This window comes from Pseudomonas sp. RG1 (assembly GCF_025910115.1).
Lineage (GTDB): Bacteria > Pseudomonadota > Gammaproteobacteria > Pseudomonadales > Pseudomonadaceae > Aquipseudomonas > Aquipseudomonas atacamensis.
This window is the reverse complement of record NZ_JAPCIK010000046.1, coordinates 107,338-120,053: the sequence shown is the minus strand read 5'-3', so window position 1 is coordinate 120,053 and position 12,716 is coordinate 107,338. Positions and strand designations below refer to the sequence as shown.

General features: G+C 60.8%; 10 protein-coding genes. 6 read left to right on the top strand and 4 right to left on the bottom strand.

Features of this window, described 5'->3' with window-relative positions; all coding sequences use genetic code 11:
* Positions 1-45 precede the first annotated feature (45 nt).
* The 5 genes from OK411_RS22685 (at position 46) to tadA (ending at position 6,137) form a co-directional block, all read left to right on the top strand.
* Positions 46-1,269: a maltoporin gene (locus OK411_RS22685; protein WP_122611855.1), complete on the top strand. Its 1,224-nt coding sequence runs from the start codon at positions 46-48 to the stop codon at positions 1,267-1,269.
* Between the two features lie 50 nt (positions 1,270-1,319).
* Positions 1,320-3,848, top strand: coding sequence for a phosphoenolpyruvate--protein phosphotransferase (ptsP, locus tag OK411_RS22680; RefSeq protein ID WP_264365726.1), 2,529 nt, complete (start codon positions 1,320-1,322; stop codon positions 3,846-3,848).
* Positions 3,849-3,850: 2 nt separating this feature from the next.
* A complete protein-coding gene (locus OK411_RS22675) occupies positions 3,851-4,147 on the top strand; it encodes a PTS transporter subunit EIIB (protein WP_264365725.1) in 297 nt (98 codons plus the stop codon).
* A 113-nt stretch (positions 4,148-4,260) separates the two neighbouring features.
* A complete protein-coding gene (locus tag OK411_RS22670) occupies positions 4,261-5,637 on the top strand; it encodes a multicopper oxidase family protein (protein WP_024014196.1) in 1,377 nt (458 codons plus the stop codon).
* Positions 5,637-6,137 carry a tRNA adenosine(34) deaminase TadA gene (tadA, locus tag OK411_RS22665; RefSeq protein ID WP_137214089.1) on the top strand — a complete coding sequence of 167 codons (501 nt, stop codon included), beginning with the start codon at positions 5,637-5,639 and terminating at the stop codon, positions 6,135-6,137. The genes OK411_RS22670 and tadA overlap by 1 nt, the downstream gene beginning before the upstream one ends.
* 165 nt (positions 6,138-6,302) lie before the next feature.
* Here the strand turns inward: tadA and cmoB are convergent, their stop codons facing one another.
* The 4 genes from cmoB to lon form a co-directional block, all read right to left on the bottom strand.
* Positions 6,303-7,259 carry a tRNA 5-methoxyuridine(34)/uridine 5-oxyacetic acid(34) synthase CmoB gene (gene cmoB / locus OK411_RS22660; protein ID WP_110603679.1) on the bottom strand — a complete coding sequence of 319 codons (957 nt, stop codon included), beginning with the start codon at positions 7,257-7,259 and terminating at the stop codon, positions 6,303-6,305.
* Positions 7,256-7,999 (bottom strand): carboxy-S-adenosyl-L-methionine synthase CmoA, encoded by a 744-nt coding sequence (cmoA, locus tag OK411_RS22655; RefSeq protein ID WP_264365724.1) that lies wholly within the window; start codon positions 7,997-7,999, stop codon positions 7,256-7,258. The genes cmoB and cmoA overlap by 4 nt, the downstream gene beginning before the upstream one ends.
* Positions 8,000-8,207: 208 nt before the next feature.
* Complete coding sequence (locus OK411_RS22650) at positions 8,208-8,600, bottom strand: protease inhibitor I42 family protein (protein WP_024014192.1); 393 nt, start codon at positions 8,598-8,600, stop codon at positions 8,208-8,210.
* A 216-nt stretch (positions 8,601-8,816) separates the two neighbouring features.
* Positions 8,817-11,231 (bottom strand): endopeptidase La, encoded by a 2,415-nt coding sequence (gene lon, locus OK411_RS22645; protein ID WP_024014191.1) that lies wholly within the window; start codon positions 11,229-11,231, stop codon positions 8,817-8,819.
* A gap of 248 nt (positions 11,232-11,479) precedes the next feature.
* On the opposite strand from lon, the gene OK411_RS22640 reads away from it, so the two are divergent.
* On the top strand, positions 11,480-12,649 hold the full coding sequence (locus OK411_RS22640; protein WP_136492766.1) for an ATP-binding protein: 1,170 nt from the start codon (positions 11,480-11,482) through the stop codon (positions 12,647-12,649).
* Positions 12,650-12,716 lie beyond the last annotated feature (67 nt).

Genomic DNA, 12,716 nt, shown 5'->3' with positions numbered 1-12,716 from the left:
CGCTGAATTCCTGCAACCACACAATAAAAACAACGGGTGGCATATATGAGAGCAACCATAAATTACAGTCTGGCAATCGCGGGGATTTGTCTGGCAATGCCTACGTCATCACATGCGCTGGAGTTCGGCGGCTATCTGCGTAGCGGGGTCGGTACATCGGTCAACAGCAGCAGCCAGTCGTGTTTCCAGTTGCCCGGCGCGCAGACCAAATATCGCCTCGGTAACGAGTGCGAGCAGTACGGTGAGCTCGAGCTGCGCCAGGATCTGTACACCCTCGACGACGGCTCGGTCCTGAGCGTCGACGGCATGGCCTCGCTGTATAACCGCTATGACCGCAGCCTGACGTTCAAGGAAGACAACGGCTCGATTCGTTTGCCGCAGGCGTATGCGCAATGGTCGGCGATGCCCGCGCTCAACGGCGGCTCGCTGTGGGCAGGGCGGCGTTACTACAAACGTAACGACATCCATATTTCCGATTTCTATTACTGGAACCAGAGCGCCACCGGGGCAGGCATTGAAGACGTGTTGCTCGGCGGCCTGAAATACAGCTACGCCTTTTCGCGCAAGGACAACCTTTACCAAAAGGATTACATCAACCGCCACGACTTCAACGTCGGCGGTTTCAACAGTAACCCGGGCGGTGAACTGGAGTTCGGCCTGAGTTACATCGACAAGCCCGACAGCCGCGATGCCCACCGTGGCTGGGCGATCACCACCCAGCATGTGCAGCAGGACTTTTTCGGTGGCAAGAACAAACTGGCGCTGCAATACGGCGAAGGGCCGGGCACCGGATTGGGCTATACCGGTAACGTCAGGCTTGATGACCGCAACAAGAGCTATCGCATCGTCGAGTTCTTCGACTGGCAACTGACGCCACGTTTTGGCGGACAATTCCAGGCGGTGTATCAGAAAGATATTCGTCAGGGCGGCGCCGACCAGAACTGGCTGTCCCTCGGTGTGCGCCCGGCCTATGCACTGAGCGAGCAGTTCAAACTGGTGACCGAACTGGGGCACGATCAGGTCGAGGCGGCGGACGGCACGCGCAAGCTGAGCAAGTTCACCTTCGCGCCGACCTGGTCACCGAAAGGCCCGGAATTCTGGGCGCGGCCCGAAGTACGTCTGTATTACACCTATGCCAGCTGGAACCAGGCAGCCAAGCGTGCCGCCAACCTGTTGGCCAAAGGTTCGGCGCTGTCCGACACGGGCGCCTTCGGCAACGCACGGCACGGCGCCAATGTCGGCTTGCAGGTTGAATACTGGTGGAAATAAGCAAAGCGGCTGCGACCGCTCATTCAATGAATACAAGCTCAGGTGATGTCATGGCCACACCCCAACAATTGCAGCTGCTGGCTCCTTTATCCGGCGTGCTGATGGCGCTGGACCAGGTGCCCGACCCGGTGTTTTCCGGGCGGATCATCGGCGACGGTTTGTGCATCGACCCGACTTCGTCAACGCTCTGCGCACCGATGGCCGGTGTGGTCAGCGATGTGCAGGCCAGCGGGCACGCGCTCACCATCACCAGTGACGCGGGTGTTCAGGTGTTGATGCATATCGGCCTGGACACGGTGAATCTCGCCGGCGAAGGATTCACCCGTCGCGTTGAAGCGGGGCAGCGGGTCGAAGCGGGGCAGGCGCTGATCGACTTCGATGCTGATTATATTGCCCTGCACGCGCGCAGTTTGTTGACCTTGATGCTGGTGGTCAGCGGCGAGCCGTTCGATTCACTCGTTGGCTCAACCGGGTTGGTCGAGGTGGGCCAGCCAGTGCTGGACGTCGTGGTCGGCGCAGCCGTCGGCGAACATCCAGCGCCGATGCCGGGAGACGCGGTGTTCTCGCAGCCGATCAACCTGCCCAATCCCAATGGCCTGCACGCGCGGCCGGCGGCAGTATTTGCCCAAGCGGCCAAAGCATTTTCAGCGACCATTCATCTGCACAAGTTGCAAGCGCAAGCCAACGGCAAATCCCTGGTGGCAATCATGGCGTTGCAGACGGCCCATGGCGACAGCGTGCAGGTCAGCGCCGAAGGTGAAGATGCCGTAGCCGCCGTCGATGCGCTGACACGCTTGCTGAGCGAAGGCTGCGGCGAAGCGGTCACAGCGCCCGCGCCGGTCGAAGTCGATGCAGCAGAAATGCCGAACATCCTGCGCGGTGTCTGCGCCTCGCCCGGTTCGGCGTTGGGACAAGTCATGCAGATCGTCGAAGCGTCGCTCACGGTCAACGAGTTCGGCGCCGAGCCGCCAAGCGAACGGGAGGCGTTGAGCCAGGCCCTGATCGAAGCCGACATGGCCCTGCAACATCTGCGCGACACCGCCAGCGGCCAGGCGCAGGCGGAGATTTTCAAGGCGCATCAGGAACTGCTGGCCGACCCGAGCCTGCTGGATCAGGCCAGGGCGCTGATTGACGCGGGCAAAAGCGCGGCGTTTGCCTGGAAGACCAGCACCGATGCAACGGCGGCGATGTTTCGCTCGCTGGGCAATGCCTTGTTGGCCGAACGCGCGGCGGATCTGGATGATGTCGGCCAGCGCGTGCTGAAGCTGATCCTCGGTGTTCACGAGCAGACGCTGGAGTTGCCCGATGACACCATTCTGATCGCCGATCAACTGACTCCTTCACAAACTGCCGGGCTCGATACGCGCAAAGTGCTTGGGTTTGCCACCGTTGGCGGCGGCGCCACCAGCCATGTCGCGATCCTCGCGCGGGCCTGTGGCTTGCCGGCGATCTGTGGCATGCCATTGCAAATGCTCGGGCTCGGCAACGGCACGCGGGTGCTGCTCGATGCCGACAAAGGCGAATTGCAGTTGCACCCGGACGCCGAGTCCATCGATCAATTGCGCACGCGGCATGAGCGTCAGCGCCAGCGTCATCAGCAGGAACTGGCGCAGGCCAGCGAGGCGGCCTGCACCCGTGACGGTCAGCACATCGAAGTCACCGCCAACGTTGCCTCGCAGGAAGAAACCGCCCAGGCCATGGAGCTGGGCGCGAATGGTGTGGGGCTGCTGCGTTCGGAGTTTCTCTACCTCGGCCGCCAGCAAGCTCCGAGCCATGACGAACAGGTGGCCACTTATAGCGCCATCGCGCGCACCATCGGGCCGGTACACAATCTGGTGGTACGCACCCTCGATGTCGGTGGCGACAAACCGCTGGCCTATGTACCGATGGACAGCGAAACCAATCCATTCCTCGGTTTGCGTGGCATTCGACTGTGTCTTGAACGACCGCAACTGTTGCGCGAGCAGTTCCGCGCAATCCTCGCCTGCTGTGAACTGACGCGTCTGCACATCATGTTGCCGATGGTCACGAATTTGGCCGAACTGCGTCTGGCGCGGCAGATTCTCGAGCAGGAAGCCCGGGTGTTGGGCCTGGCGCACATGCCGAAGCTGGGAATCATGATCGAAGTGCCTGCCGCTGCGCTGATGGCTGATGTGCTGGCGCCGCACGTGGATTTCTTTTCCATCGGCACCAACGATCTCACCCAATACACGCTGGCCATGGATCGTGATCATCCGCGTCTGGCCAGTCAGGCGGACAGCTTTCACCCTTCGGTGCTGCGCCTGATCGCGATGACGGTGAAGGCTGCGCAGGCCCACGGCAAATGGGTCGGCGTCTGCGGCGCCATGGCGTCTGAACGCCTTGCTGTGCCGTTGCTGCTGGGGCTGGGTGTGGATGAGCTGTCGGTGAGCGTGCCGTTGATTCCGGCGATCAAGTCGGCGGTGCGCGAAGTGAATATGGCCGACTGCCGAATCATCGCCGAACAGGTCTCGAACCTTGAAAGCGCCGCCGACGTGCGCGCAGCCTTGCAGCAGTTTCATGGGGCGAAAGTCGATGCCTCGCCGGTTATGGAGAATTGAACATGTTCGACAAATTGCAGCAGGCATTCTGGAAAGCACTGACGCCGGATCTGGTACCGGACGAGGCAAACATTACCGCCGATGCGGTTGCCGGCTTGAACGCCGAGATCGTCGCGGCGCTGGGCGGTGTGGATAACCTCAAGTCGCAGCAACCGCTGGCGCTGACCCGGGTGCGTGTGGCGCTGCATGACGAGGTACGGGTCGACCGTCAGGCGTTGAGTATGGCCGGTGTGTCGGGCGTCATGTGCCTTGAGGGCGGCGTGCTGCACCTGATCACCGGGCTGCGTGCAGAGGGCTGAACAAGACGTGCGGCCGCAGGTCGCCCTTACTGTTTCTCAACTGCGGGTGTATCGTATTCGCCTTTTTGCGGATCCCTCGGGGTCTGTCGCTGATACGTGAGGTAGTTGAGTTCATGTCCTTTACCCGTCGCCAAATCCTCGGTGGCCTGGCCGGTCTTGTTGTCGTGGGCGTGGGCGCGGGAGGCGCGTCGCGTTACTGGCTGGGCAAGATGGCCGACGCCGAGGCCGGCCACGACTATGAACTGATCGCCGCGCCGCTCGACGTCGAGCTGGTGCCGGGGCACAAGACCGAAGCCTGGGCGTTCGGCCCGTCGGCGCCGGGCACCGAGTTGCGTGTACGCCAGGGTGAATGGCTGCGGGTGCGTTTCATCAATCACCTGCCGGTGGCGACCACCATCCACTGGCACGGCATCCGCCTGCCGCTGGAAATGGACGGCGTGCCTTATGTGTCGCAACTGCCGGTATTGCCGGGCGAATACTTCGACTACAAATTCCGCGTGCCGGACGCCGGCAGCTATTGGTATCACCCGCATGTCAGCAGCAGCGAGGAACTGGGGCGCGGGCTGGTCGGGCCGCTGATCATCGAAGAACGCGAGCCGACCGGCTTCAAGTACGAGAAAACCCTGAGCCTGAAGAACTGGCACATCGACGAGCAAGGCCAGTTCGTCGAATTCAGCATCCCCCGCGAAGCGGCCCGTGGCGGTACCGCTGGGCGCTTGTCGACGATCAATGGCGTGCCGCTGCCGGTGATTGATCTGCCGGCCGGGCAGATCACCCGGGTGCGTTTGCTCAATCTCGATAACACCCTGACCTATCGCATCAATATTCCTGGGGTCGAAGCGAAGATCTACGCGCTGGATGGCAACCCTGTCGAGCCACGACCATTGGGCAAGGAATACTGGCTCGGCCCCGGCATGCGCATTTGCCTGGCGATCAAGGCCCCGGCGGCGGGTGAAGAGTTATCGCTGCGCAACGGCCCGGTGCGCCTTGGCACGCTGCGTTCAGTCGCCAACACCGATGCGCCGACGGATTGGCCGAAAGCCCTGCCGGCCAACCCGGTGGCCGAGCCGGATCTGGCCAATGCGGAGAAACTCAACTTCAATTTCGAATGGGTCGGCTCGGTCTCGGTGAACACCGAAAACGGCAAACCGCCGAGCCTGTGGCAGATCAACGGCAAGGCCTGGGACATCACCGACAAGACCTGTGCTGACCGACCGATTGCCAGCCTGAAACTGGGTCAGAGCTATATTTTCGAATTGAAGAACATGACCCAGTACCAGCACCCGATCCACCTGCACGGCATGAGCTTCAAGGTGATCGCGTCGAACCGGCACAAAGTCATTCCGTATTTCACCGACACCTATCTGCTGGGCAAGAACGAGCGTGCGCAAGTGGCGCTGGTGGCGGATAACCCGGGGGTGTGGATGTTCCACTGCCATGTCATCGACCACATGGAAACCGGCCTGATGGCCGCGATCGAGGTGAAGTGATGCGCCAGATCCGCCCGGCGGCGATCATCGACCGCAGCCGCGACCGCGACTTCATGCGCGAAGCCCTGACCCTCGCCGCACAGGGCGCCGCCCTCGGTGAGGTGCCGGTGGGCGCGGTGCTGGTGCAGGATGGCGTGGTCATCGGTCGCGGCTTCAATTGCCCGATCAGCACCAGCGACCCGAGCGCCCATGCGGAAATGGTCGCGATCCGCGCCGCCGCGCAGGCAGTGGATAACTATCGCCTGCCGGGCAGCACGCTGTATGTGACGCTGGAACCGTGCAGCATGTGCGCCGGGCTGATCGTGCATTCGCGGGTGGCGCGGGTGGTGTACGGCGCGCTGGAACCCAAGGCCGGGATTGTGCAGAGTCAGGGACAGTTTTTTACCCAGGGCTTTTTGAATCACCGGGTGTTGTATGAGGGCGGGGTGCTGGCTGAAGAATGTGGTGCGGTGCTGACCGAGTTTTTCCGCGCCAGACGCACCAAAAGCCCCTCACCCTAACCCTCTCCCAGAGGGAGAGGGGACCGACCGAGTTGGATGGACCAAATCCGCCGACCTGAAATACCGAGTCGGACGCAAGTTTTGAAAAGCTCAATAATCAGCTCCCTCTCCCTGGGGAGAGGGCTGGTGAGGGGGTAGGCCCACCGCGGTCATGGGAAAATACGCTTACTTCCTGGCGACGATAACCGCCCGCATCGGCGCCGGCAGCCCTTCAATGGTTTTGCTGTGATCCTCAGGATCCAGAAAATCACTCAGCGACTGATACTTCATCCACTCCGTCCCGCGCTGTTCCTCCACCGTCGTGGTACTGACATCCACACAGCGAATATCGCTGAACCCGGCTCTGCGCAGCCACAATTCCAGCGCCGGCACCGACGGCAAAAACCACACGTTGCGCATCTGCGCGTAGCGATCTTCCGGCACCAGCACTTGGTGCTTGTCGCCTTCGACCACCAGGGTTTCCAGCACCAGTTCCCCACCCTTGACCAGGCAATCCTTCAGCGCCAGCAAATGCTCGATCGGCGAGCGACGGTGATAGAAGACGCCCATGGAAAAAACCGTGTCAAAGCCTTCCAGATTCGGCGGCAGGTCTTCAAACGGAAACGGCAGGTGCCAGGCATTCGGCTCGGACAAGTAACGCTGCACCGCCTGGAACTGGCAGAAGAACAGCCAGTTCGGGTCGACACCGATCACGCTGTCGGCACCGGCGCCGAGCATGCGCCACATGTAGTAGCCGTTGCCGCAGCCGACATCGAGAATGCGTTTGCCCTTCAGGTCGAGGTGCGGGGAGACCCGCGACCACTTCCAGTCCGAGCGCCATTCGGTGTCGACATGCACACCGAAAAGATCGAACGGCCCCTTGCGCCACGGCGACAAGCCCATCAGCGCGGTGCGCATCTGCGCGCGAGTGTCGTCGTCGCAGTCGGTGTCGAGTTTCAGGCCGTTGAGCAGGTCGATTTCGCTTGGCTGGATCTTCGGCAAGGCGTCCAGCGCACTTTGCCAGCGCTCCAGATCGCCGTGGCCTTTGTCCATTTTCTTGTCGAGTTGCGCTTGCAGGGTGTTGGCCCATTCGGCCAGCGGTGTACCGGCCAGACGGCGGGCGAGGGGGGACAGATCAATCATGGCAAGGCAATCAACGAGGCAAAGTTAAGACACTGGAACCACGGCACGACTTTCGAGAACCCGGCGGCCAGCAGGCGTTTGCGGTGTTCTTCGAGGCTGTCGGGCTTCATGACGTTTTCGATGGCGCTGCGCTTCTGGGCGATTTCCAGTTCGCTGTAGCCGTTGGCGCGTTTGAACGCCACGTGCAGATCGGTGAGCAGCGCGTGCTCTTCGGCATCGTTGAAGCGCAGCTTCTCCGAGAGAATCAGCGCGCCGCCGGGCAACAACGATTGGCGAATGCGCGAGAGCAACGCGGTGCGCTGGTCCGGGGCGATGAATTGCAGGGTGAAGTTCAGCGCCACCACCGAGGCCGGTTGAAACTCCAGCGCGAGGATATCGCCCTCGATCACCTCGACTGGCAGCAATTCCTGAAACATCGAATCCTGACCGTTGAGGTATTCCCGGCAACGCTCGACCATCGCCGCCGAGTTATCCACAGCAATAACCCGGCAACCGTCGGTGCGCACATGACGGCGCAGGGCTTGAGTGACTGCGCCGAGCGACGAGCCGAGGTCGTAGAGCACGCTGTTCGGCTGGGCGAACTGCGCCGCGAGCACGCCGAGGTTTTCGACGATGGTCGGGTAACCCGGCACCGAGCGCTTGATCATGTCCGGGAACACCCGCACCACGTCTTCATTGAAGGCGAAGTCAGGCACCTGGGCCAAAGGCTGGGCGAATAGGCGATCGGGTTCTTTGCTCACGGCGGCGTCCGGCGGTGTCGGTGGAAAAGGCCGGCATTTTAGCCAAAGTGGCGCGGGGATGCTTGGGTTGTCTGATAAAGCACCGAGAGGGGGGTAATTTCTCGCCGTCAGGGATATGGCTTTCGCGAGCAGGCTCGCTCCCACAGGGTATCGTGGTGTCCTGTGGGAGCGGGCCTGCTCGCGAAGAAGCCAGCGCCGTTTCCCGCAGTCAGTTCACCGAAATGGCGCAGTCAAAGGTTTCCACTGGCAGCACTTCCGGAGCCCACGGTTGTTGCGAAGTCAGGCGCAAACGCCCGGTGCCGGCCGCGAAGGCCTGGAAGCGCCAGGTCGAAACCCCCGCTGCGCCCACCACGCCGGCATCTTCCGGATTGCTGTAAACCTCCGGGCTGAGCGCGCGCAACACGCCGCCAGCCGAATCCTGAATCGCCCAGCGGTAGCCGGTGGTCGGGTTGCTTGGCAGGCTGATGATCAGGTTTTGCCCGACATTGAGCCGCACGGGGCATTCGCTTTGTTTTTCCACGGTCACGTTGTGTTTCGGTTGCGTGGCGCATGCCGCCAGCAAGGAAAGGGCGAGGGGGAGAAACAGGCGAGTGGGGGACATAAGGTCAGCAGCTCCGGCGGTTACGACGAACGGCGAGCATAACTGAAGATGGGACAAAGTGTGACGGTCAGGGAGTTCCTTGTTGGCAGCACTGAAGCCATCGCTGGCAAGCCAGCTCCCACAGGTTTCTCGGTTGACCACAAGATTTGTGGGCACATTGAACATTGTGGGAGCTGGCTTGCCAGCGATAGCGGTACATCAGGCACTACATGATCGTCAGAAGAGTACCTTCGCCACATCCGCAAACCGCTTGGCAAAGTGCACGGTAATCCCTTCCTTCAGATAATCCGGCAATTCCTCAAAGTTACCCCGGTTCGGCTCCGGCAGAATCAGTTCGAAAATCTTCTGCCGGCGCGCTGCGATCACTTTCTCGCGCACGCCGCCGATCGGCAGTACATGCCCGGTCAGGGTCAGTTCGCCGGTCATCGCCACGCCTTTTTTCGGTGGCTGATTACGTGCGAGGGAGAGCAGGGCGCTGGCCATGGTCACGCCGGCGCTCGGGCCGTCCTTCGGCGTTGCGCCTTCGGGCACGTGCAGGTGGACGAAGGCTTCGTCGAAGAACTTCGCATCACCGCCAAACTGTTTGAGGTGCGAGCTGACGTAGCTGTAGGCGATCTCTGCCGATTCCTTCATCACATCGCCGAGTTGCCCAGTGAGCTTGAAGCCGCGGTTGAGTGTATGAATTCGCGTGGCCTCGATCGGCAAGGTCGCGCCGCCCATGCTGGTCCAGGCCAGACCGGTAATCACGCCGGTGCCGGACAGCACTTGCTCATTGCGGAATACAGGATGGCCCAGCGAGGCTTCGAGGTCTTTCGGGCCGAGTTTGATCACCGCTTTCGGATCGTCGATCAGCTTCATCACCGCTTTGCGCACCAGTTTGCCCATCTGCTTTTCCAGCTGCCGCACGCCGGCTTCACGGGCATAGCCGTCGATCAGGGCTTTGAGCGCGGTGTCGCTGATGCTCAGGCTGCCTTTTGATACGCCGGCCTTTTCCAGCAGTTTCGGCCACAGGTGACGCTTGGCGATGGCGACTTTTTCTTCGGTGATGTAGCCGGACAGGCGAATCACTTCCATCCGGTCCAGCAACGGGCCGGGGATCGAATCGAGGGTGTTGGCGGTGCAGACGAACAGCACCTTCGACAGATCCATGCGCAGGTCGAGGTAGTGGTCGAGGAATTCAACGTTCTGCTCAGGATCGAGGGTTTCCAGCAGCGCCGAGGCCGGGTCGCCCTGGTAGCTCTGGCCCATTTTGTCGATCTCGTCGAGCATGATCACCGGGTTCATCACCTCGACGTCTTTCAACGCCTGCACCAGTTTGCCCGGCTGCGCGCCGATGTAGGTGCGGCGGTGGCCCTTGATCTCGGCTTCATCGCGCATGCCGCCGACGCTGAAGCGGTAGAACGGCCGGCCGAGGGATTCGGCGATGGATTTGCCAACGCTGGTCTTACCCACGCCTGGTGGGCCGACCAGCAGCACGATCGAGCCGCTGATTTCGCCTTTGTACGCACCGACGGCGAGGAATTCGAGGATGCGATCCTTGATGTCGTCCAGACCGGCGTGATGCTTGTCGAGGATTTTGCGTGCGTGCTTGAGGTCGAGTTTGTCCTCGCCGTACACGCCCCACGGTACCGATGTTGCCCAGTCCAGATAATTACGTGTGACCGCGTATTCCGGCGAGCCGGTTTCGAGGATCGACAGTTTGTGGGTTTCTTCCTCGAGGCGCTTCTGCACCTGCGCCGGCAGGGTTTTGCCTTCGAGGCGTTGCTGGAACTGTTCGAGGTCGGCGCTGCGGTCGTCCTTGGTCAGGCCGAGTTCCTGCTGAATGACCTTGAGTTGCTCCTTGAGGAAAAACTCACGCTGATGCTCGCCGATCTTGCGGTTAACTTCGGCGGAAATCTCTTTTTGCAGGCGCGCGACTTCGACTTCCTTGCGCAGCATCGGCAGGACTTTTTCCATGCGCTTGAGCATCGGCACGCAGTCGAGCACTTCTTGCAGCTCGGGGCCGGTGGCGGAGGTCAGCGCGGCGGCGAAGTCGGTTAGCGGCGACGGATCGTTGGGGCTGAAGCGGTTGAGGTAGTTCTTCAGTTCTTCGCTGTACAGCGGGTTGAGCGGCAGCAGCTCCTTGATCGCGTTGATCAGCGCCATGCCGTAAGCCTTGACCTCGTCGGTCGGCTCGGTGGGCTGGTGCGGGTATTCGACTTCGACGAGGTACGGCGGGCGATGGTGTTTGAGCCAGGTCTTGATGCGCACACGGCTCAGGCCCTGGGCGACGAATTGCAGTTTGCCGTTTTCGCGGCTGGCGTGGTGAACCTTGACCAGCGTGCCGTATTCGGGGAGAGCGCCGGTGTCGAAATGGCGCGGGTCTTCCTGGGGCGTGTCCATGAAGAACAGGGCCAGGGAGTGGTGTTCGGATTTGCTGACCAGTTCGAGGGTTTCGGCCCACGGCTCTTCATTGACGATGACCGGCAGGACCTGAGCCGGGAAGAACGGACGGTTGTGGATCGGGATGATGTAGACCTTGTCCGGCAGGTTTTGCCCGGGCAGTGCCAGGCCGGTGCCGGAGGAGGTGTGTTCGATGTGGTCGGTTTCGTAATCGTCGTGATTGTCCGGGCGATCTTGCTGGTCGGTCATGGGGCACCTGCGCAATGGGGTATGGGGTCTTAGATGGGGCAGGGGTGGGGTGGTTTCAATGGGGCGGGTGTGTTTCTGCGTGTGTGTTCAGGTTTGCAAAGTTTTTGACCTTGTTAACCTTGGCGGCCTTTGGGCGGTGGCGAGATCCTTCAGGTGGGCACGGGTGCCTATTAGAATCTAACAATGTCTGTGCATAAATAGCAAAAAACGCTAGTGTTGGTTAGCTTTAACTATTAAATGGAGTTTTGATGGATCCCTATCGTAATCCGTTCGCCCCCGGGGCTGGTTTTCCACCACCGGAGCTTGCTGGCCGAGACCCTGTTCTCGAAATGGCTCGGATTTCCTGCGGCCGAGCAGTGAGGGGCAAACCTGCACGGTCGCTGATGCTCCTTGGCCTTCGTGGAGTGGGCAAGACGGTACTCCTGAATGAGATCGGCAATATCGCCAGACAAGAGGGGATGCTCGTTTCCCAGCTCGAAGCTCCGGAGAAAAATACACTTTCCACCCTTCTTTTCCCTGAACTGCGACGCGTAATGCGTTCACTTTCGGGATTCGAAGGAGCAAAGCAAATTGCCAGCCGGGGTATGAGCGCCCTGCGCAATTTTGCCTCGATATTCCAAATCGATATCGGTGGCGTTGAGGTGGGCGTTGAGGGTGCTGAACCTGGGCTGGCTGATAGCGGCGATCTGCAACATGATCTTCCAGACCTGTTCGGTGTGATTGGCGAGGGCGCTAAAGCCGCTGGCAAGGGATGGGTGCTGCTCATCGACGAGGTTCAGTACCTCTCGGAAGGCGATCTGTCGGCACTTATCGTTGCGATGCATCGAATGGCCCAGCGCGGGTTGCCTGTGGTTTTGGTTGGGGCAGGACTACCACAGGTTGCCAAATTGGCTGGTGAGGCGAAGTCCTATGCAGAGCGACTTTTCCTCTACCCGCCTGTAGGCGCGCTGGACGAAGAAGCAGCAAAACTTGCTGTTCGAAAACCCGTCGAGGAGGAGGAGCAGACGATCGAAGACGCTGCCCTCCAAGCGATTGTCGCGCGAACGAAGGGCTATCCGTTTTTTCTGCAGGAATGGGGTTCAACTTCATGGGATGTTGCTGCCGGCCCCATGATCACGCTCGCTGATGTCGAACGCGCTTATCCAGAGACTATCGCCGGACTCGATGCCGGCTTCTTCAAGGTTCGGTATGACCGGCTTACCAAAGCCGAGATCCAGTTTGTAATGGCGATGGCCGCCCTTGGTGATGGGCCCTATCCTATGGCAGGTATCGCCAAGGTGATGGAGCGTGATCAATCATCGCTGGGCCCGGCCCGGGCCAATATCATTTCCAAAGGTATGATCTACAGCACCGACCATGGTTACCTTGATTTCACCGTTCCTCTTTTCGCGGAATACCTTCGCCGTCGCGGCGAATGAAAATCAGTGGTAGCGCCTTATGTAGTCAGCCGCCGAATTCTTTCCGAAAGTTCTGCCCCGCTTACCT